Genomic DNA, 26,019 nt, shown 5'->3' with positions numbered 1-26,019 from the left:
TGTTCACGCATCCTTAGTATGAGACTGTCAGTTTCAGAGCAGATATAGTTAAGAACCTGACAGGTCACCCATGCCACGCGATATGCCCGACGCAGACACAATTCTGCGGGATGTCTTTGGATTCGACAGTTTCCGGCCCGGTCAATCCGAGATTGTAGAGGCTGTTTCTGAGGGTGAAAACGTTCTTGCCATCATGCCCACAGGCGGCGGTAAGTCTTTGTGTTTCCAACTACCTGCATTGGTGCGCCATGGCGTGACTGTGGTGATTTCACCGCTTATTGCGCTGATGCGTGATCAAGTGCGCGGCTTGCGTGAGGCTGGTGTTAATGCAGGCGCGCTGACTTCGGCAAATACGGACGAAGAAAATGATGCCGTTTGGGACATGCTTCATTCCGGCGCTTTGAAGTTGCTTTACCTTGCGCCGGAACGGCTGGCGTCCGGTGGCACCCAACGGATGCTGCAACAAGCTGGTGTTTCTCTGATTGCTGTGGATGAGGCCCATTGTGTCAGCCAGTGGGGCCACGATTTCCGCCCGGACTATCTGCGCATCGGTGAATTGCGCCGTGCCTTGGACGTACCGCTTGCTGCCTTTACGGCCACAGCGGATGCCGAAACGCAGGAAGAAATCGTAACGCGTCTGTTCGATGGCAAAACGCCGACAACATTTCTACGTGGTTTCGATCGGCCTAACATCAACCTGATGTTCGCGCCCAAAAATAAGCCCCGCGATCAAATCCTCAAATTCGCTGCTGCCCGGAAAGATCAGTCTGGCATCGTGTATTGTGGCACCCGCGCAAAGACGGAAACGCTGTCTCAGGCGCTTAATGCCGAAGGGCACACGGCTTGTTTTTATCATGGCGGCATGGACCCGGACGCGCGCCGCCGCGTGGAGTCACGCTTTGCGACCGAAGACGGGTTGATCGTTGTTGCAACAGTGGCCTTTGGCATGGGTGTCGATAAACCCGATATTCGCTGGGTCGCACACGCTGATCTGCCGAAATCCATCGAAGCGTATTATCAGGAAATCGGTCGTGCCGGGCGCGATGGTGCGCCTGCTGAAACGCTGACGCTCTATGGTTCTGACGACATTCGTCTGCGACGGAGCCAGATCGACGAAGGCAATGCGCCACCAGAACGCCGTCATGCCGATCACGGCCGGTTGAATGCTTTGCTAGGTTTGGCCGAGGCGTTGGAATGCCGTCGCAAAACTTTGCTGGGCTACTTTGATGAATCCGAAGTCACCTGCGGTAACTGCGATCTGTGCGACAAACCCGCTGAGGTGTTCGATGGCACCGAGGCGGTACGCAAAGCGTTATCTGCTGCCCTGCGGACGGGTGAAAGCTTTGGCGCTGGGCATCTAATCGACATTCTACTCGGCACCAAAACCGAGAAAATCCTGCAACGTAATCACGACAACCTGCCGACATTTGGCGTCGGCAAAGACCTTAAACGCGGGGAATGGCAGGCAGTTTTCAGGCAGATGATGGGTCATGATCTGATGCGTCCAGATGCAGAACGGCATGGCGCACTGGTGATGACCGAAGCAGCCCGACCGATCCTGCGCGGAGAAGCGACGATTTCCCTGCGTCGCGACAGTATTGAGGCTGCAAGCGAACGTCGCCCGCATGTGCGCACATTGGTCAGTGATGAAGACGCACCGCTGCTCTCTGCGCTCAAGGCAAAGCGTCGTGCATTGGCCGAGGAACAGTCTGTTCCTGCTTACGTGATCTTCCCCGACAAGACCTTGATCGAGATGGCCGAAACACGACCGCGGACGCTTGACGATATCGCCCGGATCAATGGGGTCGGTGCAAAAAAGCTGGAACGCTATGGGCGTGCCTTTCTTGAGGTGATCGCTGGAGATGTTCCCGACACGCATCCCGCGCGGCGAAAGTTGGCAAGCGGCGGGGCAGGTGGTCTTTACGATACGCTGCTTGAATCTCAGGCCCAACTGGTGCGTGGTGCCTGTGGTACATTGAAACCAATGTCATGCGAAGCAGGTCAATTGGCGAAGCTGGCGCAGACCAAGCCGCGCGATGAAAGCGGCATTGCCCGTATTATTGGTGATCGACGGGCCGAAAGGTTTGCAGAGACGTTTCTGGACGTTTTGCGCGCTGCGGACTAAATCAACCGGAACCAAGATTTCAAAAAAGGTGCTGCCATGCTCGTCGTGATTTCCCCGGCCAAACGTCTTGACTGGTCCGAGCGTGACGTGACGATGACGGAACCGGTGTTTCAGGACGACGCCAATCGGTTGGCAAAGTCGGCCCGCAATCTGACGCTTGGCAATCTCAAGGCGCTCATGGATCTCAGCGATGATCTGGCGAAATTGAACCGTGACCGGTTTCGGGACTTTGATGAAGCGCCGACAAACGATCATCTTCGCCCGGCCGCTCTGGCTTTTGCCGGGGACACCTATCAAGGGCTTGAGGCGGAAACGCTTGATGCCGATGAAATGTGCTGGGCGCAGGATCACCTTAGAATACTGTCTGGTCTGTATGGAGTGCTGAGACCATTAGATGGAATTCAGGCCTACCGTCTTGAGATGGGCAGCCGGTTAAAGACCCGGCGTGGTGGCAACCTTTACGACTACTGGCGAGATCAGATTGCCAAGGAACTCAAAGCGCAGGCCGCTGACCTGAACACCGACACTCTGATCAACTGCGCCAGCCAGGAATACTTTGGTGCTGTGCCGCCGAAACCGTTGGGTTTGCGCATCGTCACTCCAGCGTTCATGGAAGACAAAGGCGACGGCAAAGGCCCTAAGATCGTCAGCTTTTTTGCAAAAAAGGCCCGTGGTGCAATGGCGCGGTTTGTCATTCAGCGACGTTTGACCGACGCGCAAGGGATTCTGGATTTTGATCTTGGCGGTTATGTCTACCAAGAAGACCTTTCCGAGCCCGAAAAACCCGTGTTCGTGCGACCCTACGACGCCAACTGACAGACCGAGCAATAGGTCCCCAGCTTTTCTAAGAGGGCGTCTTTGCGCAGCGGTTTTGTAAGGTAGTCCGTCAAACCGGCTTCGAGGATCATATCGCGGTCACCGTCCAAAGCGTGAGCCGTCACCGCGATGATCGGTACGTTCGGCCCGTCGCCCTCTAGTGCGCGAATACGCGCCGTTGCTTCTTTGCCGTCCATTCCAGGCATAGAGATATCCATGAAGATCACGTCTGGGCGGTTTGCTTCAAATGCAGTCACAGCTTCAAAACCGTCATTTGCGATTGTGAGATTTAGGTCGAGTTTGCTGACCATCTTGCGGAACACCAATTGATTGGTGCGATTGTCTTCGGCGAGCAGAATATTGGGTTGGCCGACCTGGGAGTGCACGATTGTTGGTTCAGGGACAGCACACCGCACCGCGGTCGACGTGATCGCATCTAGTAAAACTGAACGCGCAAATGGGCGTTGCACTGTGTGGACGTTCTCTAGCCCGGCTTCGGCAACACGTTTTGGATCATGGGAAAGGGATAAGATCGGCGCATTCGGTGCGACCGTTTTCAACGCAAAAATGGCAGAGGTGAATAGGCTATTGTCAGGCTCTATCCCCAGTACGGTTAAGCTGAAAGTGGCAACCTGATCAGGCGTTAACCGTGCGGGATCGGAACAAAGAGTGGGCGTGCCGCCCAATGCGCTAATCTGTTTTATAAGTGGTGTCGTGCCGTCCTCGTCGGCGTTGTCGATGACGAGAATGCGTTGCAGGTCTGGATCGAGTTTTGGCGCTGCAGCTGCGGAGTCCTGATCTATCGGCAGGGTGACATTGAACCCAAAACAGCTTCCAACACTTTCTTCCGACTCGACCCAAACGTGACCGTCCATCATTTCGATAAGCCGCTTTGTGATCGCAAGCCCGAGCCCTGTGCCTTCAAATTGCCGATTGCGGTCGTCTTCGACCTGATTGAATTCGCCAAACACAAGGTCAACTTTATCGGGCGCAATCCCGATTCCGGTATCTTCAACCGTTATGACTAGTTTTGTGTGGTTGGCGTCTGCCGGCTCTCCAACAACGCGTAGCAACACGTGCCCTTCGAGGGTGAATTTGACGGCATTTCCCATCAAGTTCGTCACGATCTGCCGAATGCGTCCGGGATCGGCGACAAACCGTGTGTGTTGAAGGATGTCATAATCTACGTTGAGGGTAAGCCCTTTTGCCCGTGCGCTGGGCTGGAGCAGCAGCACGACCTCATGCAGGGTTTTTTCAAGATCGAAAGGTTCGGGATGAAGTACCAGCTTGTCGGCGTCGATCTTCGAATAGTCGAGCACGTCATTGATGATGACCAATAGCGCCTCACCTGAATGTTTGATCGTTTCGACAAATAAGCGCTGTTCGCTATTTAGATCAGTTTCCGTCAGCAGATCAGCCATTCCAACCACGCCATTCATAGGGGTTCTAATTTCGTGACTCATATTGGCCAGAAAAGCTGATTTGGCGCGGTTCGCGGCCTCGGCGCGTTCGCGGGCGACGTGCAGCTGTTCCTCGTAGCGGACACTTTCCGTGATGTTCAGCGCAAGGCTAACCACATCGCCCGACGGGCCACGTCGGTCAAAGATGCGCACGTGTTCGCCATTCCAGAGCTGAATTTCCATCGGTTGCGGGTCGTCCTGCTGCCAGCGATCCTGCATACGTGCACGCCAGTCTGCCGGCGGTTCATCCGCGATGTTGACGATCCCTTCTTCGGTCAGAAGCTGAAGAATGCGAGGATAGGTGATGCCTGGCTGGACCTCTTCCAAGTCTTCGAACACGGCAAGGTAAGCGCGATTGGCAACGATCATGCGGTTGTCGGGATCAAAAAAAGCAAAGCCGTCCTGAATGGTCTCGATCGAATGCCAAAGCCGGCGTTCAGCGATCTGGATCTTTTCGTTCGCAACCCCGAGTTCGGTTTTGACCCGTTGGTTTTCCCCGCGCACCATCGCAACTTCGGCGCGGGTTTCGACGATTTCGTTGCTCAGCTGCAGAGCATGTGTCCCCAGTTTGCGGTTGGCTGCAAAAAGTTCGGCCTGTTTGAGTTCAAGAAGACGCTCCGCGGCCAACCGCGCACGGCGCTCCTCTGCCAGTTTATTGGCGAGACTCATCCAGACCTCCGTAATCGTCTTACGGGACTTTCGGGGATCATGGTGAAGAATGAATTAACCCGGCTGGGGCCAGCAGCCGGGGCACATGCATTTTGCAATTTGGCTAAACGTCAGAGCCGTTCGATAGCTAGTGCGATACCTTGACCGCCACCGATGCACATGGTGATCAGAGCTCTGGACCCGCCGATGCGCTCTAACTCGTAAAGCGCTTTGATTGTAATGATTGCGCCAGTTGCACCCACCGGGTGACCAAGCGCAATCGCGCCGCCGTTCGGATTGACCTTGGCAGGATCAAGGCCAAGTTCTTTGTTCACTGCAAATGCTTGCGCAGCGAAGGCTTCGTTGCTTTCGATTACATCAAAATCCGAGGCGGCAAGCCCCGTGCGTTTGAGCAGGTTTTCCACTGCAGGCACGGGGCCGATACCCATCACTTCGGGACGGACGCCAGCATGGGCGTATCCGAGAACGCGCGCTTTGGGTTTGAGACCTGCACTTTGCGCAGCAGAAGCCCTTGCAAGAACCATGGCAGCAGCACCATCGTTGATCCCCGAGGCGTTGCCAGCGGTTACAGTGCCGTCTTTCTGGAACACGGTGCGCAACCCACCAAGTGCGTCCATCGTGGTTGCCTTAGGGTGCTCATCTACGTTGAATGGCACCATTTCGCGCTTTTTCTTGACCTCGACAGGGACGATTTGAGTAGTGAACCGACCCTCTTTGATCGCCTTGGTGGCCCGCTCTTGGCTTGCCAACGCAAAGGCGTCCTGTTGTTCGCGGGTCACGTCATGTTCAGCGGCCACGTTCTCGGCGGTGACGCCCATATGGCCAGTGCCGAATGGACAATTCAACGCGCCCAGCATCATGTCGAGCGTGCGAATATCTCCCATCTTTGCGCCCCAGCGCTGGTCCTGAACAATGAACGGTGAACGGCTCATGCTCTCTGCGCCGCCAGCAACTGCGAATTCAGCATCACCCAGCATTAGGGATTGGATCGCGGAAACGATAGCCTGTGCGCCAGACCCGCAAAGGCGGTTCACGTTCATCGCAGGTGTGGTTTCGGGGATACCAGCCTGCATCGCGGCGACCCGAGACAGGTACATATCGCGAGGTTCGGTGTTGATGACGTGCCCAAAGACCACATGCCCGATTTGCCCGCCATCAACGCCGGACCGTTCCAACGCTGCTTTGGCAACGGTTGCGCCAAGATCAATTGGTGGGGTCGCGGCGAGCGAGCCTCCAAACGCCCCAATTGCGGTACGTGCGCCGTCTAGGATTACGATATCGTCTGCCATCATGGCCTCCCTTGTTCTGTTGTGCACAGTATGAGCGAGCCGTGGGGCAGTGTCAGCCGCAACGTGCCGTCAGTCAGGAATGGATTTCGTTCCAACCTGTGAGCCCTCAAGGACTTTGACTTCACGCTGTGGGAAGGGAATTGAAATGCCATGCTCCTGAAAGGCATCCCATAAGGCGAGATAGACATTGCCGCGGATGTTGGTCAGCCCGCCTGTGGGGTCACGAATCCAGAAGCGCAGGATGTAATCCACCGAACTGTCTCCAAAGCCCACAATATGACAAACTGGTGCTTTAAAGCTAAGGACGCGATCCACTGATTTCGCAGCATTAATGGCGATCTTGCGAACTTTGTGAGGATCATCGCCATAGGCCGTGCCGAAATAGATATCCAGTCGCACGAATTCGTTGGAATGCGACCAGTTCACAACCTGACCTGTGATCAGATCTTCGTTTGGGATCAAGTATTCCTTGCCGTCCCGGGTAACCACGCTGACATAGCGCGCACCAAGGCTGTTGATCCAGCCGAACGTATCGCCCAGCGAGATAACGTCGCCCGGCTTGATCGACTTGTCGAGCAGGATGATGATACCGGAGACAAGGTTCGACACGACCTTTTGCAGACCAAAGCCAAGACCAACGCCGATCGCACCAGACAGGACCGCGAGACCTGTCAGATCAACGCCGACCAATCGCAAGCCTAGAAAGAACGCTGCGCCGAATAGCAGCACCTGCAGGAACTTGATGGCCAACACCTGCATTGAGGGCGAGATGTCTTCATTACGCCGGATCGTGGCTGCTGTTGTGCTGCTGACAACCCGTGCTAGCGTAAGAAGGGCGGCAACTATTACGATGGCCTGAATGATCAGCCACAACGACACACGTGTATCGCCGATCGAAAATGCAGCGCTATCCAAAAGAGATTGGCTTTCGTCTGCCAAACCGGTGATCGACAGGGTGACCCAGATCCATGCGCCATACCTGACAATCCCGCGCAGCAAGGCGTTTTGGATCAACCGCGTGGCAAATGCGATAAATAGCCATGCCGTTGAAAGGTTCGCAATTATGGACAGCAGGTAAGATCGGGATGGCCAGGTGATTTCCCGCATCGCAATCACAACGATCCAGATTAGGACAACAAAAAGCACCATTCGCAAACGCCGGTGGAACACAACCAGCGCCCGCATTCGCCATTTGGGCCAACCTTCCAGCCCACGCATCCATGAGTGCATGCGTGGTTTAACGATTGCGGCAATAAGATGTGCAGCGATGAAAACGGACAGAGCTATGACAAGCTGATACGCGTTCCACGGGCGCAGAAGGCTGGTCAGAAACGTCTCAACCCAGAGGTATAGATCGAGCGAAAACTCAGTCAGCGTTTCCGGTGAGACGACATCAGGGACCATTCTTTGCTCGGTTGCTTACGTAATTTCAGCGTCGCATCGCGCCGAAGGTAGTGCAACTTAATAAGACCCAGAGAATGGAAGAACGATTTTCGCCGGCGCGATAGTGGTGTCCGCGCCAGCGGTGTGCACAACAAGACTGGCGAAGAGAATCGCAATCAAGCCCAGATTGATGATGTTCAGTTTTGTAAGCATAGTACACCTCGTAATAAATGTTACGGGACAACTGCGAGGTTGGATCACTTGTTCCATGCATTTCTTTACAAGCGCTGCTGCGTGCGCCGCACTTGCGGCGGGATAGGGCGATGATGTAAGGCACATCACATGAAAATGGTTTTCGATCTGGATGAACGTGCGCGTTTGCGGGAACGTTTTTTCGGTGCGACGCACACAGTGCTCGCGCGGCTACCTCACTGCGCCTGAGCTACCTGACCACACCACCACATTTGCACAGTTCAAGGGAGAGGACCTATGTCCCCCAAAACGCTTTATGATAAAATCTGGGATGCCCATCTCGCCCACGAAGCCGAGGACGGCACCTGCCTGTTGTATATCGACCGTCACCTCGTTCACGAAGTGACCAGCCCACAGGCCTTTGAAGGGTTGCGCATGGCGGGTCGATCGGTGCGTGCACCGGACAAGACCATTGCCGTTCCTGACCACAACGTGCCGACGACACCTGGTCGTGAAGACCCGAAAAACATGACGGAAGACAGCGCCATTCAGGTGGCTGCGTTGGATAAGAATGCCAAGGATTTCGGCATTCATTACTATCCAGTTTCTGACGTTCGTCAGGGCATCGTGCACATCGTTGGGCCGGAACAGGGCTGGACGCTGCCGGGCATGACCGTGGTTTGTGGCGACAGCCACACCGCAACACACGGCGCATTCGGTGCGCTGGCGCATGGGATCGGCACCTCTGAGGTTGAACATGTTCTGGCGACGCAGACTTTGATCCAATCCAAGTCCAAGAACATGAAGGTTGAAATCACGGGCAAGCTGCGTCCAGGCGTCACCGCCAAAGACATCACCCTTTCGGTCATTGGTGAAACTGGAACCGCTGGCGGTACCGGATACGTCATCGAATATTGCGGCGAAGCAATCCGCGATCTGTCGATGGAAGGCCGCATGACCGTCTGCAATATGGCGATTGAAGGCGGTGCGCGCGCTGGGCTTATTGCGCCAGATGAAAAGACATTCGAATACGTCAAAGGCCGCCCTCACGCACCGAAGGGTGCACAGTGGGAAGCCGCGCTTGCGTGGTGGAAGACCCTCTATTCCGACGATGATGCGCATTGGGACAAGGTGATTACAATCAAAGGCGAAGACATCGCGCCGGTCGTCACTTGGGGTACGTCACCCGAAGACGTGTTGCCGATCACGGCTGACGTTCCTGCTGCCGAAAGTTTCCAGGGTGGCAAAGTTGGTGCGGCGCAGAGGTCGCTTGACTACATGGGTCTGACACCCGGGCAGAAACTGTCGGATATTGAGATCGATACTGTGTTCATCGGGTCGTGCACCAACGGACGTATCGAAGATCTGCGGGCCGCAGCCGAAATCCTTAAAGGCAAGAAGATCGCTGTGAAACGAGCGATGGTTGTTCCAGGCTCTGGGCTTGTGCGGGCGCAGGCAGAAGAAGAGGGGCTTGCCGATATCTTTAAAGAAGCCGGGTTTGAATGGCGTCTTGCGGGATGTTCCATGTGCCTTGCGATGAACCCTGATCAGTTGGCCCCAGGCGAACGGTGCGCCGCCACATCGAACCGCAACTTTGAAGGCCGTCAGGGCCGGGGTGGTCGGACGCATTTGATGTCGCCTGCGATGGCGGCAGCAGCGGCTGTGACTGGTAAATTGACTGACGTTCGGGAGATGATGTGATGGAAAAATTTGAAAAGCTCACCGGGATCGCCGCGCCGATGGCACTTGTGAATATCGACACTGATATGATCATCCCCAAGCAGTTTCTGAAAACGATCAAACGATCAGGTCTGGGTGTGAACCTGTTCGACGAAATGCGTTATGACGATGACGGGAATGAAATCCCTGATTTCGTGCTAAACAAACCGCAATATCGCGAGACAGAGATACTTGTCGCGGGTGATAATTTTGGATGCGGATCATCGCGCGAACATGCGCCATGGGCGCTTAAGGACTTCGGGATCAAGTCCGTGATCTCGACTTCGTTCGCGGATATTTTTTACAACAACTGCTTCAAGAACGGCATTCTTCCCATCGTTTTGCCAGCCGAAGCTGTCCAAGTACTTATGAAGGATGCTGAAAAAGGCTCCAATGCACGTATGACGATTGATCTGGAAAACCAGGTTGTGACGTCCTCTGATGGCGAGAGCTTCTCTTTTGAGCTTGATAGCTTCCGCAAGCATTGCCTGATCAATGGTTTGGATGACATTGGTCTGACAATGGAAAAAGCCGCATCTATCGATACGTTCGAAGCGCAGGCGTCGCAGGCACGCCCTTGGGTTTGATCGCCTGAAGACACAAAACAGAAAGGCCGTCCTTCGGGGCGGCCTTTTCTTTTTCAGGGGATACTCAGCACGGCCACCAGATGTTGTGGTCATATCACGCACCGCCATATTTCTAAGCAAGGGCTGATGTAATCGCGCACCAGTTTGGACACGAGTCCAATGATTTCAAAGGGATAGCACACAAGCAGAGTTGAGCGGCCCGCCGAACTTGGGCAAAACTGGGGCGATAATGAGGCAGTCCGTCAATCCCGGCGGCACAAAGTTGGAATAAGGTCGCGGCATCGAATCGCGTCCATCCGATTTGAAGGGAAACCAGAGTGGTCAAGCGGATCATAGGATCAGCTGTGCGTGCGCTATTGATGGCGTTCCTCGTGGCAATTCCATCATTGGTGTTGCCCGGCACATCAAACGATGGTGCACAAACCGCCGCCTTGGTCGCGCTGGTTGCTGCTGTTGTGACGTTCGCCGAGTACAACAGTGAATATCCAACCTTTCTGGAATTCCGGAACGCGCCACCCTTTAATCGGCTGCGGTTTCTCGCGCTGTTCTTTTGTGTATGGTTTGCATCTTTGCTGATGGCGTCGGCCGGGCGTGATCCTTCACTGCCATCCACCTTGCTTGAGAACCTGTCTTATAGTGCCGCTTCGATGTTGGATTTTCCTTTCTCGCCAGTGCGGCTCATGTCGATCACGTTTTCGGACTTGCCTGCATGGTTTGATGTTGAAGGCACCACCCGGATCGCGAGCTTGCTGATGCTGATCTCGATTATTGCGCTGCTCTTGTTCTGGGTCCATGCGCGATTCATCTTTTGGCCAATCCGCAAACGTGCCTTCAATTTCTGGATCAACCTGCCACTCTTTGATCCCACCTCAGGTAAAGATGTTCTGTTTAGGCTCAAACGCGACGCGCACTTTAACCTTGCGTTAGGGTTTTTACTGCCATTCCTGATCCCGGCTTTGCTGCGCATTTGGGTCACGACGTTTGATGCCGCAATGCTTGCTTTGCCAGAGATCTTGATCTGGGTGCTGTGCGCATGGGCATTTCTACCACTGACATTGATGATGCGTGGGATCGCCCTCTTTCGGGTGGCGGCCTTGATCGAGGAAAAACGCCGCCGCGCCTATGCACAGGAAGACGAATTGCAGCTGGTATAGCCGTTGCGCTAATTGGGCTGGTCCTGTCTGCGACCTGCAGTTTTGCCAAAGACCTGCGTTTGGCGTTGTGGCACGCCAAATTGTCCAGGGAAGGGTCGGGGCTTTTTTGGCGTGATCTGCAAAACAAAGAGGCGTCGTTCGTCGATATCGCAAAAGCGATATCTGAAGCTGACGCAGATATCGTGGTTCTGACCCGGTTCGACTTTGACGCAAACGATACAGCGCTGCGCGAATTCGCGACGATCGTTGGCGCGGGGCATGACCATGTGATGGCGCTGCACTCTAATTCCGGCCTGCCCACAGGTCTCGACATAGATGGTGATGGCCGCTTCGGAGAGCCTGAGGATGCGCAGGCCTATGGTCGGTTTCCCGGTCAAGAGGCGCTTGCTGTCATGTCGCGGTTTCCGATTGATCGAAGCGCGGTGCGTTCATTCAATGACATGCTGTGGCGGGATTTGCCGGGCACACATATCAAGCCTGAAGATACCGGTGCAGACGTTCAAAGGCTATCAAGTGGTGGGCATTGGATTGTACCGGTGGACGTCATGGGAAACAGACAAAGCTGGCGCTTGTCACTCATGATTGGGCATGCCGGTGCGCCGGTGTTTGATGGACCAGAAGATCGCAACGGGCGGCGTAATCTTGATGAATTGCGGTTATGGGGACAGATCCTCGACGCGCTTCATGGCCCGCCACCTCAGACACCTTTGGTGTTCATGGCGGATACCAACCTCGACCCGATACGTGGCGAAGGGTACCGCGATGCCATGGCGACCTTCTTGGCGCGGGATCTTCTTGCTGATCCGCTGGCTGACCAAATCACCGCTGAATGGGATGACCCAGGGCCAATGCGGGTGTCTTACCTTTTACCATCTGCCGATCTCCTAATTCGCGCAGCCAAGGTTTGGCCGTCATTGACTGAACAAGAGCATCGTTTGATCACCGTGGACATCACCTTGCCAGGCGGTCAGCTACCTTGACCATAGGGCCTTGCACCGCTAGGCGAAGCTTAACCCAGTGGATCAAAGGAACCCTATGATGAGTAACGCTTCGCTTTTGATTTTGCCCGGCGACGGGATCGGCCCCGAGGTGATGACCGAGGTGCGCAAGATCATCGAATGGTATGGCGCAAAACGCGATTTGTCGTTCGACGTAAGCGAAGACCTTGTTGGTGGGGCAGCCTATGACAAGCATGGCACACCGCTTCACGACGATACGATGGCTAAGGCCCAAGAAGTGGACGCGGTTCTTTTGGGTGCGGTCGGAGGCCCGAAATATGACGCGCTTGATTTTAGCGTGAAACCTGAACGTGGCTTGTTGCGTTTGCGCAAAGAGATGGACCTTTTTGCAAACCTTCGCCCCGCGCAGTGCTTTGACGCATTGGCTGATTTCTCGTCTTTGAAAAAAGACGTGGTTGCGGGCTTGGACATCATGATTGTTCGCGAATTGACCAGTGGCATCTATTTTGGTGAACCGCGTGGAATATTCGAAGAGGGGAACGAGCGTGTCGGAATCAACACCCAGCGATACACCGAAAGCGAGATTGATCGTGTCGCACGATCCGCGTTCGAACTTGCCCGCCGTCGTGGCAACAAGGTCTGTTCGATGGAAAAGGCCAACGTGATGGAGTCAGGCATTCTGTGGCGTGAAGTCGTGCAAAAAGTGCATGATGAGGATTACCAAGATGTTGAGCTTTCGCACATGTATGCAGATGCAGGCGCGATGCAGCTGTGCCGCTGGCCCAAGCAATTTGACGTGATTGTCACCGACAACCTTTTCGGTGATCTATTGTCAGACGCGGCCGCGATGCTGACTGGTAGCCTTGGTATGCTACCATCCGCCAGTCTTGGTGCACCAATGGCGAATGGCCGACCCAAAGCGCTGTATGAACCGGTCCACGGGTCTGCACCTGACATCGCTGGTCAAGGCAAGGCAAACCCAATCGCTTGTATACTCAGCTTTGCGATGGCGTTGCGCTACTCGTTTGATCAGGGCGATGAGGCAGCCCGCCTCGAAACGGCAATTGAAACTGTTCTCGCCAATGGCGCGCGCACCGCTGACCTCATGGGTCCGGAAGACGGCACACCGATGTCGACGTCCGATATGGGTGATGCCATCGTCGCGGCCCTTGACGCGAGTCTGTAAACCAAAAGGGGCCAGCCATGTCTTCGAATGTCAAAGGCGCAGTGCTGGCCCTGTTTGCCTTTGGGCTGTTTTCAACCCATGACGTTTTCATCAAAACGTTGGGTGCAATCTATTCCCCGATCCAGATCGTCTTTTTTAGCGTCTTGCTGAGTTTCCCGCTGGCTACGATCATGCTGATGCGGGATGCCAAACCGGGAACGTTGCTGCCGGTGCATCCTTGGTGGATGGCAGTGCGGACAATTGGGGCCGTCATAACGGGTGTATCTGCGTTCTATGCGTTTTCAGCGCTTCCGTTGACCCAGACATACGCCATTCTGTTCGCAACGCCTTTGTTGATCACGGTGCTGTCGATCCCAATCCTTGGGGAAACTGTTCGCTTGCCACGCTGGATGGCCGTGATCGTAGGCCTGATTGGCGTGATGGTTGTTCTGCGTCCGGGATCGACTGATTTGACACTTGGCCATGCCGCAGCAGTTCTGGCCGCCTTTAGCGGTGCATTTGCGTCGATTGTCGTGCGTAAGATTGGTGCAGATGAACGGCCTGTGGTCATGATGCTGTATCCGATGGTCGCTAATTTTGTTGTGATGGGAGCGGCACTGGCCTTTGTCTACAAACCGATGCCAATCGAACATTTGGGCATGCTGGCCATTATTTCGATAATGGCATGGATTGCCGGGCGATTGATCATTTCCGCCTACCAAACTGGTGAGGCGGCGATTGTCGCACCGATGCAGTATTCCCAAATCCTGTGGGCGACCGCATATGGCTTGATCTTTTTCGGTGAGACAACTGATCTTTACACGGCAGTGGGGGCCACAATCATCATCGCTTCGGGCTTGTTTATCGTATTCCGAGAAAGTCGTGGTGGTACGTCCAAAACCACACCTGTTCTACGAACAAGAAGTAGAATTGGCACGCCGTCTACCTTGCGCCTTAGCGGACTTATGACCTCGGGGCGGTTCCGCGATCGCACCAAAGCGGAGCAGGAACAAACCTAAGCACACGCGTGCGGATTCTGCCGGCGTTTCCGTAAATCAACCCTTGTCAAAGTTTTGCGCTGGCAGTAGTTCCCCCGGCACGGTCGGGCTGTAGCGCAGCCTGGTAGCGCACCTGCTTCGGGAGCAGGGGGTCGGAGGTTCGAATCCTCTCAGCCCGACCAATATTCAGACAAGCCCTGGACTATACTGAGTTCGTAGCCCTCAATCCGCCTTGCGCAAAGGCAGGAACAAATTCTCCCAATTCCAGTGCCCGTTCCGGGTTTGAAGCATTGCCATCCAAAGCCCGGCGTTTGACGCCTTGAAGGATCGACGCCATGCGGAAAAAGCAAAATGCCAAATAAAACCCGAAACGATCAATGCCGGGTAAACCCATGCGTGCGCAATAGGAGTCGATGAAGGCCTGATCCTCTGGAATGCCAAGGGCCTTTCTGTCAATGCCGGCCAAACCGCGCCCTGTGTCGCCTGGGGGCAGGGACCATTGCATAATGACAGCGGCGAGGTCTGAGAAAGGGTGGCCCAAGGTGGACAGCTCCCAATCAAGAACTGCAACGCATTTTGGCCGATCAGGCGCAAACAACAGGTTGTCGATACGGTAATCGCCATGCACCAGCGTGACCCGTCCATCGTCGCTTGGTACATTTGCCTGTAGCCAGTCGATTAATTCATCCATTTCGGATAGCTGATCAGTTTCACTGGCGAGGTATTGCTTTGTCCACCGGTCGATCTGTCGGCGGTAATAGTTGCCTTGAGGTCCATAATCACTCAGGCCCATAGCGTTCAAATCCACCGAATGGATAGCAGCGAGGACACGGTTCATATCATCGAAAAGGCCCCTGCGATCTGCAGCGCTGAAGTTTGGCAGGCGCGGATCGACAAAGTTTCGGCCAGCCACATAATCCATCACGTAGAACGTAGAGCCAATCACTGATTCATCTTCACACAATGCGTGCATCCGTGTGACTGGAACGGTCGTTTGCGCCAATGCGCGCTGCACACGAAACTCTCGATCAACAGCATGCGCTGACTTGAGCAATTGGCCGGGGGGCTTTCGACGCAGCACATAGTCGCCTGATGCAGCCGTTAGTCTGAATGTCGGATTGGATTGACCGGTTGTGAATTTCTCAACGGTGATTGGCCCCCGAAACCCAAGGACATGCGCGGTCATCCAATTTTCGACTGCCAAAATATCGAAGGGGCTGGTGCTCATGTGTTGGTGTACTTGCGCAATTCAGCCCGCGCGACCTGACGGCGGTGAACCGCGTCGGGACCATCGGCAAACCGTAGTGTTCTGAGGTGCGTCCACATCCGCCAAAGTGGCGTGTCCTGACTAATCCCAGTCCCACCATAAAGCTGCATCGCTTCATCCACGACCTTGAGAGACATGAGCGGTGCAACCACCTTGATTTGGCTGATCCAGGGTTGGGCGGCACGCGTGCCTTGGGTGTCCATCATCCAAGCAGCCTTGAGGCACAGCAGGCGCGCTTGTTCGATCTCCATCCGGGCATTTGCGATGATGTCGTAATTTGCACCAAGCTCGACCAGAGGTTTGCCAAACGCTTCGCGATGCAAGCCACGACGGCAGAGCAGTTCCAGTGCCTTCTCGGCCAATCCAATTGACCGCATGCAATGGTGAATTCGCCCCGGTCCAAGGCGCCCCTGTGCCACTTCGAACCCGCGGCCTTCGCCAAGCACGACATTCTTTGCCGGGATTCGGACGTCGGTGAATCGGATGTGCATATGTCCGTGAGGCGCATCGTCCTGACCAAAAACATGCATCGGTCGCAGCACCTCAATCCCCGGCGTGTTGGCGTCCATGACAAACATTGTGTGACGGCTGTGTTTGGCGGCATCAGGCGCAGAGCAAGCCATCAGAATATATAGCTGGCAGCGAGGATCACCGGCGCCTGAGATCCAGTATTTCTCGCCGTTCAAAACCCATACGTCGCCATCTTTCTTGGCCTCGAACGCCAATTGCGCGGCGTCGGACGATGCGACATCGGGTTCTGTCATCACATAGGCTGACCGGATTTCACCTTCGAGCAAACGGGTCAGCCAGCGGTCTTTCATCCAATCATCGCCGTAGCGTTCAAGGACTTCCATATTGCCAGTATCGGGGGCGGAGCAGTTGAACACCTCTGCCGCAAGATGAACCTTGCCCATCTCTTCGGCCAGATAAGCATATTCGACAGTGCTTAACCCGTGACCTTTTTCGCTGTCCGTTAGCCAGAAATTCCAAAGACGGCGTTCCTTGGCTTTGGCTTTGAGGCTGTGAAGGATCTCAAGCTGGCGGTCGGTATGTTGAAACCGATCCCCGGACGGATGTGTGCCAACCTCTGCGTGGTATTCTGCGTCCAGCGGCGCGATATCGGTTTCAACCATTTCGCGCACTTGTTCGACCAGCGCTTGCACGCGATCTGACAGTCCTAAATCCATAATGTGCCTCCCTCTGGTCCAGAAGCATAGAGCGCGTCTGGTTGCACTGCCAGAGGGTGTCGGCTTTCCGTTGGAGGAAAGCCGGAGATGCCTTGATGCACCTCCGACGTTTTAGAAGTCGAGGTTTTCCACGCTCAACGCGTTCTGCTGGATGAATTCACGACGTGGCTCAACCACATCACCCATGAGCTTGGTAAACAGGTCATCGGCCTCGGTCATATCATCGACCTTGACTTGCAAAAGCGTGCGCGCGTCTGGGTCGAGCGTGGTTTCCCAAAGCTGATCCGGGTTCATTTCACCCAATCCCTTGTAGCGCTGGTAGGTTAGACCCTTTTCGCCTTCCTCAAGGATCGCATCCAACAGGTCGAGCGGACCGTAAATCATCTGCTTGCGGTCTTTGCGTACAAGTTGCGCGGGTTTGTCGTAGACCGCTTGCAGGCTTTCAGTAAAGCTACCAGTCTTGCGTGCCTCGCCAGAGCGAAGCATCGGACCATCCAGCGTGCGGACTTCTTCGACACCGCGCAGGATCCGGGCAAGGCGGAAACCGCGATCCTGTGTGATGCGACCTTGCCAACCGCGTTCATATTCCAGCGCAATCAAGTCAAGGCGCGCGGCAACCTTGTCAGCGGTGCCCTGCAGATCGGCGTCAACAGCTCCGGGAACGAACGCACCTGCGATAGCAGATTGCTCTAGGATATGGCGTGGGTAATGGGTTGGGAACGCATCGAGCACGCGTTTTAGCTGTCGGGCTTCTTCGACCACGCGGACAAGGTCTTGGCCAAGGATCGCTTCGCCATTGCCCTGCAACAACTGGGCGCCATCGGTGCCCTGCTGGATCAGGTAATCCTCCATTGCGCCTTGGTCTTTGAGGTAAACCTCGGACCTGCCGCGCATGACTTTATACAGCGGTGGCTGCGCGATGTAGAGGTACCCACCTTCGATCAGTTCGGGCATTTGGCGGTAGAAGAATGTCAGCAGAAGTGTGCGGATGTGCGCGCCGTCCACATCGGCGTCGGTCATGATGACGATCTTGTGGTAACGTAATTTCGAGATATTGAACTCGTCCCGCCCGATGCCGGTGCCCAGCGCCATCACGAGATTGCCGATTTCTTGGCTGCCGAGCATCCGATCAAAGCGTGCGCGTTCGACGTTTAGGATTTTACCCTTGAGCGGCAGAATCGCTTGTGTTCGGCGGTCACGCCCAGTCTGCGCCGATCCCCCCGCGCTGTCGCCCTCGACGAGGAACAGTTCGGTTTGTGCAGGGTCTTTTTCTGAGCAATCCTTGAGTTTTCCTGCAAGGAAGTTCACGTCCATGGCCGTTTTGCGTCGTGTCAGTTCGCGCGCCTTGCGTGCGGCTTCGCGGGCGAGTGCAGCCTCAACGATCTTGCCGACGATGCGCTTGGCTTCGTTCGGGTTTTCCTCGAACCACTCAGCTAGCTTTTCGTTAACAAGACTTTCGACAGCCGGGCGGACTTCGGATGAGACCAGTTTGTCCTTGGTCTGGCTCGAAAACTTGGGGTCCGGCACTTTGACTGACAAAACACAGGTCAAACCTTCGCGGGCGTCATCGCCGGTAAAGTTGACCTTTTCCTTTTTTGCGATCCCAGAGGACTGTGCATAGTTATTGATGGTCCGGGTTAGCGCACCTCGAAAGCCCGCCATATGAGTGCCGCCGTCGCGCTGGGGGATGTTGTTGGTAAAGGGAAGGACAGTTTCGTGATAGCTGTCATTCCACCACATCGCGACTTCAACGCCGATCCCGTCTTTTTCGCCGACCATAAAAACAGGTTCCGGCATGACGGGTGATTTTGAACGGTCCAGATATTTGACGAATTCGCGCACACCGCCTTCATAGAACAGTTCCGACTTGAGCGGCTCGGCGGGCCGTTCGTCTTCGAGGATGATGCGCACGCCAGAGTTCAGGAAGGCCAATTCGCGCAGACGCTTCTCCAGCGTGTGGAAATCATATTCGAGGTTCGAGAACGTGGTGGTCGAGCCCAGAAAGCGTACCTCGGTGCCTTTTTCGCCATTGGCGTCGCCGACCACTTCGAGATGCTTCACTGTATCGCCGCGTTCAAACCGCGCGATGTGTTCCTTGCCGTTGCGCCAGACGCGCAGTTCCAGCCAATCGGACAGGGCGTTCACGACCGATACACCCACGCCATGCAGACCGCCGGATACCTTGTAGGAGTTCTGATCGAATTTTCCGCCAGCGTGCAGCTGGGTCATGATGACCTCGGCAGCGGACACGCCTTCTTCCTCATGGATATCCACCGGAATTCCGCGCCCGTTGTCACGTACAGATACGCTGTTGTCGGCGTGAATTTTCACCTGCACAAAGTCAGCATGACCGGCCAAAGCTTCGTCAATCCCGTTATCCACGACCTCGTACACCATATGGTGCAAGCCAGAGCCATCGTCGGTGTCGCCGATATACATTCCCGGACGTTTGCGAACAGCTTCCAAGCCCTTGAGAACCTTAATGGAATCCGCGCCGTATTCTTCAGGAGCCTGTGCGGGGTCTGACATGAAATTGCCCTTTGTTATTCTGGCTAATTTATACGCGAAAGCCGGGGGCTTGTCACGCGACTGACACAAGATTTAGCGGTTGGTGTATTTGCCAGGCAGACAATCCATCAAAGGCCGCCGCGCTTTGTCACAGCAGTGCCTTTGTCGGTTTCGGTCACTTCGAAATACTGAGCGCGTGAGCCCAGTTCGGTGAAGAGCTCTGGCCCTGTTCCGGTCATCCAAGCTTGTGCACCAAGTGCCGAGATTTCATCGTAAAGCGCGGCTCTGCGCGTTGCATCCAGATGTGCTGCGACCTCGTCCAAAAGAACGATTGGGGCGGCACCAAAGTCATCGACCAGTGCGCGGGCATTCGACAAGACAAGCGAGATCAAAAGCGCCTTTTGTTCGCCAGTGGAGCTGTCAGCGGCCGGCACGCCTTTGGTTGCAAAAACCCCGTACAGATCGGCTCGGTGTGGACCAACCAGCGTGCGACCTGAAGCAATGTCGCGAAAGCGGCTTTCTTCAAGCGCTGTGCGCAGGTCGGCTTCACCCACGGGCATTTCGCCTTCGGTTTGTATCAGGTCAAGCTGGGCTGCCGGAAATGATGTGCTGGCTTGTTGCTGCGCATCGGCGATCCGTTCTAGAGCATCCATACGATTGGAATGGATCAGCGCCCCGGTTCGAGCCATCTGCGCCTCGAGCGCTTTGTACCACGCTGGATCGCGCACTTGGTCTTTGAGCAACCGATTACGTTCGCGCATCGCTTTTTCATAAGTCAGTGACGCCTCGCCATGGTTTGGGAAAAAGCTGAGCGTCATGCGGTCAAGAAATCGCCGACGGCCCTCTGCACCTTCGATCCACAGGCGGTCCATTGACGGAAGCAACCAGAGTAGGCGCACCAACTCGCCCAAACGGGTCTGTGGCGTGGGCTTGTCGTTGATGCGAACCTGACGTGGCGTGCCTTGTTCAGATTGAAACGCGATGTCCTGCAAGCCCTCTGGCGTTTCAACAAGGCCGCTGACTTTCCAACCTAGGCTCTCAGGCCTGCGGGTCATGTCTTGGGCTGAGGCGCGTCGCATTCCCCTACCGGGCGAGAACAGAGAAACCGCTTCGATCAGGTTGGTCTTGCCAGCACCATTCGGACCGAACAGCACAACTGGCCGCGCGTCCGGTTCAAGCGACACGTGCAGGTGAGAGCGGAAATGCGATATGGTGAGGCGGTTGAGGTGAAGTGGCAACAGCGCCCCCGTTCAAAGGCGCTGAAGCGTCAAACGCGCATTGGCATGACGACGTAGACCGCGCTCGTGTCATTGCCTTCGCGCATAAGCGTCGGGTCGCCCGCCGAGTTGAACATGAAAACAGCGTTTTCTCGGTCCACTTGGCTTGCGATTTCCAGCAGGTACTTGGCGTTAAAACCGATTTCTAATCGGTCGTCGCCATAGGCTACGGCAAGTTCTTCTTCGGCTGCGCCGCTGTCAGGTGCGTTGACAGATAGGATCAGGCGGTCCTCATCCAACGAAAGCTTAACAGCGCGCGAGCGCTCCGAGGATACGGTGGCAACACGGTCGACGGCCTTGGCGAATTCTGCGGCATCCACTTCCAAACGCCGGGTGTTGCCCTGAGGGATGACACGCGTGTAGTCGGGAAATGTACCGTCGATGACCTTGGACGTGAGTGTGATATCAGGCGTTGCAAAACGGACTTTTGTTTCTGACACTGACACGGCGATTTCCATGTCGTCGTCATCCAGAAGCTTGCGCATTTCACCGACGGTCTTACGGGGCACGATCACGCCAGGCATATCCGCGGCGCCGTCAGGAAGTGGCGCGTCAATTCGGGCCAAACGGTGGCCATCGGTGGCGACGCAGCGCAAGACCTTTCCATCTTCGCTATCGGATACATGCATGTAGACACCGTTAAGGTAGTACCGCGTTTCCTCAGTCGAGATGGCAAATTTCGATTTGTCGAAAAGGCGACGCAGCACGGGGGCTGGGGCCGAGAAGTTGGCGCTGTATTCAGAAGAGGCCATGACCGGGAAGTCTTCTTTTGGCAAAGTCGCCAACGAGAAGTTAGAACGCCCTGCTTCGACAGTCAGTCGGCCAGAGGCGCTGTCTTCAGACAAAGAAACCAATGCGCCATCGGGAAGTTTGCGCACGATTTCGTGGAGTGTAACGGCGGACACCGTCGTGGACCCTGCGCGTTCAACTTGCGCGACGGCGCGATCAACCACTTCGATATCAAGGTCAGTGGCCCGAAACTGAACAGTTTCGCCCTCGGCCTCGATCAATACATTTGCAAGAATTGGAATGGTGTTGCGCCGTTCGACAACGGATTGCGCTTGCGACACCGCCTTGAGCAGCGTTCCGCGTTCCATGCTGAATTTCATGCGTTCATCCCCCGACTGGCCGGACGCTGACAGTAACCCGCATCAGGGTTGCTCTCCAAGCCCTTGTTTTGCAATTTCTTGGCCGGATTGGGCGCGGGGTCAAGGGCAGGCGTGCAGTAAGACACGCCACAGCCCGGTTTGTTGTGTCTGAGACTCAGGCTTCGAGCGATCTGCGTAGCAATTCGACGTCTTCCGCGATCTGAGCATCCTGTTTTTTAAGCTCTTCAATCCGGCGCACGCCATGCATGACTGTGGTGTGATCCCGCCCACCAAAGTGGCGGCCGATTTCCGGCAGTGACCGTGTCGTCAATTGCTTGCAAAGATACATCGCAATCTGACGAGGTCGTGCGAAGGTCCGTACCCGTTTCGGTCCGACAAGATCGGAATGGCGGATCAGATAGTGATCCGCGACCTTGCGTTGAATTTCTTCGATCGACACCTTGCGTTCTGATACGCGCAGGATGTCGGTCAGGCACTCTTGAGTCAGGTCCATCGAGATGGGTTTGCCAACAAGCGATGCAAAGGCGAACAGGCGGGTCAAAGCGCCTTCGAGTATACGCACATTGCTAACGATCCTTGCTGCTAATAATTCGAGTATCCCGCGTTCCACCTCTAGGCCAGGATACATCCGCGAATACATTTCGGACTTCGATTGCAGGATGCCAAGACGCAGTTCGTAATCAGTCGGGTGCAAATCGACGACCAGCCCGCTTTGAAGGCGAGACCTGATCCGGTTTTCGAGGTCTTTGATCTCGTCAGGGGCGCGGTCTGCCGAGATGATGATCTGCTTATGCTGATCGACCAGCGCGTTGAAGGTGTGAAAGAATTCCTCTTGCGTGCTGTCTTTGCCAGCAATGAATTGCACATCATCCACCATCAACACGTCAACCGAACGGAACAATTCCTTAAAGTCCATCATCTTGCGATCACGCAAGGCTTGCACGAAGCGGTACATGAACTGTTCTGCCGACAGGTTGAGCACGTTCAGATGCGGCTGCTTGGTGCGCAACTCCCATGCGATAGCGTGCATGAGGTGCGTCTTACCAAGGCCCACGCCACCATAGAGAAATAGTGGATTGAATGTGACTGGTCCCCCTTCGGCAACCCGGCGCGCTGCCGCATGGGCCAGTTCGTTCGGTTTGCCGACAACGAACGTGTCAAAGGTAAAGCGTTTGTCGAGAGGCGATCCATTCAAGCTATCGGAAAGGGCCGGCCGTTTGCTTTGCAAAGCAGGCGCAGCAACCGGTTCTTTCGCGGGTTCTGCCGTGTAGTCGCGGGCAGGGGCGGCTTTGGCGCCAGTGACCGTGTCGAAGACAATCCTCCTGATCGTCGGGTTCACCTTCGCAATTTTGGACAGGAGCAGATCGCCATAGGTCTGGGACACATAGTTTCCAAGAAAGTTTGTCGGCACGTGAAAACGGGCGATCCCATCGTCAAAGCCAATGTACTTCAGCGGTTCTATCCAGCTTTGGAAACTATTGGCTCCCAATGTCTGATGCAGTTCATCCCGAATAGATCCCCACTGGTCTTGCGTCATGTGTCCCTGTTCCACTTTCTGCACGTGTCGCCACATACTATCCCCGGTCTGGAAGACATTCTTGTGTCCTCCTTGCGTCACATCTGGGAAGGGGGCACCGCCTGTTGCCTCAGGGTAAACTGAGCAACGTTTGGTAGGATAAAAGATCACCCGGCAAGTGGCGTTCTCTGCATCCCTGGCATCAATATGGACAAGGCGGTTGATGTTATATCAATTATTTCACCAGACCGAAATCGAAGCGTTTTAAACGTGTCGATTCAGAACTGATGGAGCCTGTCCCCCCAACGCGATGTGACTCGCAAGAATGATTTATAGGGACGGATGAAGGTGCATCAACTGAACTTCGTTGTTGACTCGGACCAACCCTGAAAAGAATCTCTGACCGGTGCAAAGCTGCGCAAGCGCCAACAAAAAACGCCGCTCCTGATGAAGCGGCGCCTTGATTTTTGTAGACTGTTTTGCAAGCCGACGATTCTTAACCGAGTGCTTTGACCCGCGACGACAAACGCGACACTTTCCGCGACGCCGTGTTTTTGTGGTAAACGCCCTTTGTCACGCCGCGCATGATTTCAGGCTGAGCCGCGCGCAGAGCTGCGGTCGCGGCTTCTTTGTCACCGGAAGCGATTGCTTCTTCGACTTTGCGGAGAAATGTACGGATGCGCGAGCGACGCGCTTTGTTGATGGCGAAGCGCTTTTCGTTCTGCTTCGCGCGCTTCTTGGCCTGGGGCGAATTTGCCATGTGATCTATCCTGGTTCGTTACGTTCAAATCGGGTTGCATATGTACGCACGCCCGGAACCATCGACCGGATCGAATCTTGCCTAAGCGGGCATCACACGCATGTATCGGCGGCGTATAGCTCCTGATGCTCCTGGTGGAAAGACCTCTTTTCGCGATTATCTGTCGCGGAACTGGGGTGTCCGTTTCTCGAGGAAAGCAGCCATGCCCTCTTTCTGGTCTTCGGTTGCGAACAACGAGTGGAACAGCCGACGTTCAACAAGCAATCCTTCGCTTAGCGTTGTTTCATAGGTGCGGTTAACGGCTTCTTTGACAGCAAAGGTCGCCAGCATGGATTTCTCGGCAATCTTGGCAGCAGCTGATTGCGCTTCTTCCATCAGTGTTTTCGAAGGAAACACGCGGCTTACCAGGCCGGCGCGTTCAGCCTCTTCGGCGTCCATAAACCGACCGGTGAGGTGCATGTCCATAGATTTGGACTTGCCGACGAATCGCGTCAAACGCTGCGTTCCACCGATTCCTGCTACCACGCCCAGATTAATTTCAGGTTGACCAAACTTGGCGGTATCAGAGGCAATGATGAAGTCGCACATCATCGCAAGCTCGCAACCACCGCCCAGCGCGTAGCCTGACACGGCTGCAATGATCGGTTTGCGGACTTTGCAGACTGCTTGTGATTCTGATCCGAAGAAGTCGGTCATGAACATGTCGACAAAGCTCTTCTCGGACATCTCTTTAATGTCTGCGCCAGCAGCAAACGCTTTGGCAGAACCTGTCAGGATGATGCACCGAACTTTTTCGTTTCCATCTGCATCTTCAAGCGCACTTGCCAGTTCAGACAGCAGTTGGCTGTTCAGCGCATTAAGCGCGTCAGGCCGATTCAGTTTGATGGTGGCAACGTGATCTTCGATTTCGACGATGATCGTCTCATAAGCCATGTTTGAGGGCTCCGTTCGGTGATCTTAGGGGTGCAGCCTTACGCATGTGGCAAGCGCCGTTCAAGCTATCTTTGGCAGGTCGGGCAATAGAACGTCGATCGGCCTGACTGCACGATCCGGCGAACGGTCGAGGTGCAGCCTGGGGTGCGACAGGGGTCTCCTTCGCGGCCGTACACGTCAAACCTATGCTGAAAATATCCAAGTTCTCCATCAGCTTGGCGGAAGTCTCGTAACGATGAACCTCCTGCTTCTATTGCGTCGGAAAGAACATCACGGATCACTGGAACAAGCCGCGAAATCCGGTTTTTCGCCACGCGGCGCGCTGGGCGTGTTGGATGAATTTTTGACCGAAACAGCGCCTCACACACATAGATGTTGCCCAATCCGGCGACAGTTTTCTGATCCAGCAGTGCGGATTTCATGGGCGTGTTCCGGTTTGCAAGCGCCGCCACGAGGTAGCTTTCATCAAAACTGTTACCCAAAGGTTCCGGTCCAATGGACGCCAAAAGCGGATGTGTCTCCGCCTTTTCAGTTTCGAATAAGTCCATTGCCCCAAACCGGCGGGGATCGTTGAAGGTGATCCGCGCCCCATTGTCCATGTCAAAGACCACGTGATCGTGCTTTTCAGGCGCTGGGTGTTTGTGAACGAACTGGCCGAGCGGATCACCTGAAATCAGCATACGACCTGACATCCCAAGATGGATCAAAAGCGTTTCGCCGCTCTCCAGATCGCCAAGGATGTATTTCGACCGACGCCGCAACCGCAGAACCCGTTTCCCGGTCAGTCGTTCAGACATGTGTTCTGGAAACGGCCAGCGCAGATCAGGTCGGTTTACACGCGCTTGTGCAATGATCTGCCCCTCCATCGCGGGAGCTAGACCGCGTCGTACCGTCTCAACCTCAGGCAATTCGGGCATTCGGTGTGTCCTGTCTTGTGTCGTCGCAT

At 55.1% G+C, this 26,019-nt stretch carries 20 protein-coding genes and 1 tRNA gene; 9 read left to right on the top strand and 12 right to left on the bottom strand.

Going from position 1 to position 26,019, the window contains the following annotated elements; genetic code table 11:
* Positions 1-82 precede the first annotated feature (82 nt).
* On the top strand, positions 83-2,125 hold the full coding sequence (gene recQ, locus ACTG4M_RS02340) for a DNA helicase RecQ (RefSeq protein WP_439122025.1): 2,043 nt from the start codon (positions 83-85) through the stop codon (positions 2,123-2,125).
* A 36-nt stretch (positions 2,126-2,161) separates the two neighbouring features.
* Positions 2,162-2,941 (top strand): peroxide stress protein YaaA, encoded by a 780-nt coding sequence (yaaA, locus tag ACTG4M_RS02335; protein ID WP_439122024.1) that lies wholly within the window; start codon positions 2,162-2,164, stop codon positions 2,939-2,941.
* On the opposite strand, the gene ACTG4M_RS02330 is transcribed toward yaaA, so the two are convergent.
* The 3 genes from ACTG4M_RS02330 to ACTG4M_RS02320 all read right to left on the bottom strand — a co-directional run bounded on the left by ACTG4M_RS02330 (position 2,926) and on the right by ACTG4M_RS02320 (position 7,763).
* Complete coding sequence (locus ACTG4M_RS02330) at positions 2,926-5,070, bottom strand: ATP-binding protein (protein ID WP_439122023.1); 2,145 nt, start codon at positions 5,068-5,070, stop codon at positions 2,926-2,928. The genes yaaA and ACTG4M_RS02330 overlap by 16 nt on opposite strands.
* A 110-nt stretch (positions 5,071-5,180) precedes the next feature.
* A complete protein-coding gene (locus ACTG4M_RS02325) occupies positions 5,181-6,359 on the bottom strand; it encodes an acetyl-CoA C-acyltransferase family protein (RefSeq protein ID WP_439122022.1) in 1,179 nt (392 codons plus the stop codon).
* A 69-nt stretch (positions 6,360-6,428) separates the two neighbouring features.
* Complete coding sequence (locus ACTG4M_RS02320; protein WP_439122021.1) at positions 6,429-7,763, bottom strand: mechanosensitive ion channel family protein; 1,335 nt, start codon at positions 7,761-7,763, stop codon at positions 6,429-6,431.
* A 468-nt stretch (positions 7,764-8,231) separates the two neighbouring features.
* Here ACTG4M_RS02320 and leuC point away from each other — a divergent pair, with 468 nt between their 5' ends.
* The 7 genes from leuC (at position 8,232) to ACTG4M_RS02285 (ending at position 14,698) form a co-directional block, all read left to right on the top strand.
* Complete coding sequence (gene leuC, locus ACTG4M_RS02315; RefSeq protein WP_439122020.1) at positions 8,232-9,635, top strand: 3-isopropylmalate dehydratase large subunit; 1,404 nt, start codon at positions 8,232-8,234, stop codon at positions 9,633-9,635.
* On the top strand, positions 9,635-10,240 hold the full coding sequence (leuD, locus tag ACTG4M_RS02310; RefSeq protein ID WP_439122019.1) for a 3-isopropylmalate dehydratase small subunit: 606 nt from the start codon (positions 9,635-9,637) through the stop codon (positions 10,238-10,240). Before leuC ends, leuD begins: the two co-directional genes overlap by 1 nt.
* A gap of 317 nt (positions 10,241-10,557) precedes the next feature.
* Complete coding sequence (locus tag ACTG4M_RS02305; RefSeq protein WP_439122018.1) at positions 10,558-11,394, top strand: hypothetical protein; 837 nt, start codon at positions 10,558-10,560, stop codon at positions 11,392-11,394.
* An 80-nt stretch (positions 11,395-11,474) separates the two neighbouring features.
* Positions 11,475-12,374, top strand: a complete 900-nt coding sequence (locus tag ACTG4M_RS02300) for an endonuclease/exonuclease/phosphatase family protein (protein WP_439122017.1) — start codon at positions 11,475-11,477, stop codon at positions 12,372-12,374.
* 58 nt (positions 12,375-12,432) lie between these two features.
* Complete coding sequence (gene leuB / locus ACTG4M_RS02295; RefSeq protein ID WP_439122086.1) at positions 12,433-13,539, top strand: 3-isopropylmalate dehydrogenase; 1,107 nt, start codon at positions 12,433-12,435, stop codon at positions 13,537-13,539.
* A gap of 17 nt (positions 13,540-13,556) precedes the next feature.
* Positions 13,557-14,537: a DMT family transporter gene (locus ACTG4M_RS02290; RefSeq protein ID WP_439122016.1), complete on the top strand. Its 981-nt coding sequence runs from the start codon at positions 13,557-13,559 to the stop codon at positions 14,535-14,537.
* 84 nt (positions 14,538-14,621) lie between these two features.
* Positions 14,622-14,698 (top strand) — tRNA-Pro (locus tag ACTG4M_RS02285).
* A 20-nt stretch (positions 14,699-14,718) separates the two neighbouring features.
* Here ACTG4M_RS02285 and ACTG4M_RS02280 read toward each other — a convergent pair.
* The 9 genes from ACTG4M_RS02280 to mutM all read right to left on the bottom strand — a co-directional run bounded on the left by ACTG4M_RS02280 (position 14,719) and on the right by mutM (position 25,990).
* Positions 14,719-15,744, bottom strand: a complete 1,026-nt coding sequence (locus ACTG4M_RS02280; RefSeq protein ID WP_439122015.1) for a phosphotransferase — start codon at positions 15,742-15,744, stop codon at positions 14,719-14,721.
* The gene (locus tag ACTG4M_RS02275; protein ID WP_439122014.1) at positions 15,741-16,970 is read right to left on the bottom strand and encodes an acyl-CoA dehydrogenase family protein; all 1,230 of its coding nucleotides are present in this window, start codon (positions 16,968-16,970) and stop codon (positions 15,741-15,743) included. The genes ACTG4M_RS02280 and ACTG4M_RS02275 overlap by 4 nt, the downstream gene beginning before the upstream one ends.
* Positions 16,971-17,081: 111 nt before the next feature.
* Positions 17,082-19,499 carry a DNA topoisomerase (ATP-hydrolyzing) subunit B gene (gene gyrB / locus ACTG4M_RS02270; protein WP_439122013.1) on the bottom strand — a complete coding sequence of 806 codons (2,418 nt, stop codon included), beginning with the start codon at positions 19,497-19,499 and terminating at the stop codon, positions 17,082-17,084.
* A gap of 107 nt (positions 19,500-19,606) precedes the next feature.
* Positions 19,607-20,716, bottom strand: coding sequence for a DNA replication/repair protein RecF (gene recF, locus ACTG4M_RS02265; RefSeq protein WP_439122012.1), 1,110 nt, complete (start codon positions 20,714-20,716; stop codon positions 19,607-19,609).
* A 29-nt stretch (positions 20,717-20,745) separates the two neighbouring features.
* Positions 20,746-21,864 carry a DNA polymerase III subunit beta gene (gene dnaN / locus ACTG4M_RS02260; protein ID WP_439122011.1) on the bottom strand — a complete coding sequence of 373 codons (1,119 nt, stop codon included), beginning with the start codon at positions 21,862-21,864 and terminating at the stop codon, positions 20,746-20,748.
* Between the two features lie 154 nt (positions 21,865-22,018).
* Positions 22,019-23,401 carry a chromosomal replication initiator protein DnaA gene (gene dnaA / locus ACTG4M_RS02255; protein ID WP_439122010.1) on the bottom strand — a complete coding sequence of 461 codons (1,383 nt, stop codon included), beginning with the start codon at positions 23,399-23,401 and terminating at the stop codon, positions 22,019-22,021.
* Positions 23,402-23,876: 475 nt separating this feature from the next.
* Entirely contained in the window at positions 23,877-24,140 is a 264-nt protein-coding gene (gene rpsT / locus ACTG4M_RS02250) for a 30S ribosomal protein S20 (protein WP_439122009.1), read from the bottom strand.
* Between the two features lie 156 nt (positions 24,141-24,296).
* On the bottom strand, positions 24,297-25,073 hold the full coding sequence (locus tag ACTG4M_RS02245; RefSeq protein ID WP_439122008.1) for an enoyl-CoA hydratase: 777 nt from the start codon (positions 25,071-25,073) through the stop codon (positions 24,297-24,299).
* Positions 25,074-25,138: 65 nt separating this feature from the next.
* Complete coding sequence (gene mutM, locus ACTG4M_RS02240) at positions 25,139-25,990, bottom strand: bifunctional DNA-formamidopyrimidine glycosylase/DNA-(apurinic or apyrimidinic site) lyase (protein ID WP_439122085.1); 852 nt, start codon at positions 25,988-25,990, stop codon at positions 25,139-25,141.
* Positions 25,991-26,019: the final 29 nt, after the last annotated feature.

Origin of the sequence: Marivita sp. (assembly GCF_965656765.1) — a bacterium.
Classification (GTDB): Bacteria; Pseudomonadota; Alphaproteobacteria; order Rhodobacterales; family Rhodobacteraceae; genus Marivita.
Note: the sequence above shows the minus strand (reverse complement) of the source record. Positions and strands in the feature narration are given on the sequence as shown.